This window comes from Actinotalea fermentans (genome assembly GCF_007991475.1).
Taxonomy (GTDB): Bacteria; Actinomycetota; Actinomycetes; order Actinomycetales; family Cellulomonadaceae; genus Actinotalea; species Actinotalea fermentans.
Genome location: NZ_BJYK01000021.1, coordinates 1 through 1,236, shown reverse-complemented (window position 1 = coordinate 1,236; position 1,236 = coordinate 1). Strand labels below are relative to the sequence as shown.

1 protein-coding gene is annotated in these 1,236 nt (G+C 70.3%); it reads left to right on the top strand.

Annotated elements, in window-relative coordinates; all coding sequences use genetic code 11:
• Positions 1 to 70: 70 nt before the first annotated feature.
• Entirely contained in the window at positions 71 to 1,228 is a 1,158-nt protein-coding gene (locus tag AFE02nite_RS17215; RefSeq protein WP_146820116.1) for an IS30 family transposase, read from the top strand.
• Positions 1,229 to 1,236 lie beyond the last annotated feature (8 nt).

The window sequence follows — 1,236 nt, the reverse complement described above, 5'->3', positions numbered from 1 at the left end:
GGGCGGGTTCAAGCGGTCAGTGCAAGGGGTCCTGTGAGATGAGGCGGAAGCTGATCACGGGAGGGTCCGGATGCAGGGCAAGCATGGTCATCTCAGCCGGGAGCAGAAGCAGCTCGCGTTGCGGTTGCACGCCAAGGGCTGGCGGCTGGTCGACATCGCGCGCGAGATCGGGTGCACCGCGCCGATGGTCGGGATCATGGTCCGCACCGGTCGGCACGTGGGCGCCAAGCCGTTCGGGTGGGAGCCCCGCGCGGGCTGTCTGACGCTCACCGAGCGGGAGCAGATCCTGGCGGGATTGGCTCGAGGTCTGTCGTTGACGGCGATCGCCGCCCAGCTGGGACGCGCGGTCTCGACGATCAGCCGGGAGGTGGCCCGCGCCGGCGGCCGGGAGGAGTACTCCGCCTGGGGTGCCCACGAGCGCGCCCGCGCCCAGGCCCGTCGACCCAAGGCGTTCAAGCTCGCGGCGGGTCGGCTGGCGCAGGAGGTCGCCACGAGGCTCGAGGAGCTGTGGTCGCCGCAGGAGATCGCCGCCCGCCTACGGTTGGAGCATCCCGGCGACCCGGAGATGCATGTGAGCCACGAGACGATCTACCAGTCGCTGTTCGTCCAGGGCCGCGGTGAGCTGCGCCGTGAGCTCGCCCGCTGTCTGCGCTCGGGACGAACTGCCCGCAAGCCCCGCACGGCGGTCGACGGACGCGGGCGGATCCCCGGCATGGTCATGATCAGCGACCGGCCGGCCGAGGTCGAGGACCGCGCCGTTCCCGGGCACTGGGAAGGCGACCTCATCCTGGGCGAGCACAGCCGCAGCGCGGTCGGCACCCTCGTGGAGCGTTCGACGCGACTCACGCTGCTGCTGCACCTGGGCCAGGGCAAGAGCGCCGAGCACGTCGAGGCCGCGATGCGCGAGGCGATCACCGCGCTGCCGGTGTCGTTGCGGCGCACGATCACCTGGGACCAGGGCGCGGAGATGGCCAAGCACGCCGCGTTCACCGCCGCGACCGGCATCCCGATCTACTTCTGCGACCCACACTCACCCTGGCAGCGCGGCAGCAACGAGAACACCAACGGGCTCCTGCGCCAATACCTACCCAAGGGCACCGACCTGAGCCTGGTCAGCCGCACCGAGCTCAACCGCATCCAGGACAGCCTCAACGGTCGCCCCCGAAAGACCCTGGGCTACATGACACCATCGGAGAAGTTCGCAGAACTCGTTGCGACCACCGCTTGAACCCGCCC

Coding starts and splice junctions, on each gene's coding strand:
- AFE02nite_RS17215 (WP_146820116.1), top strand. CDS start 71: ATGCAGGGCAAGCATGGTCATCTCAGCCGGGAGCAGAAGCAGCTCGCG.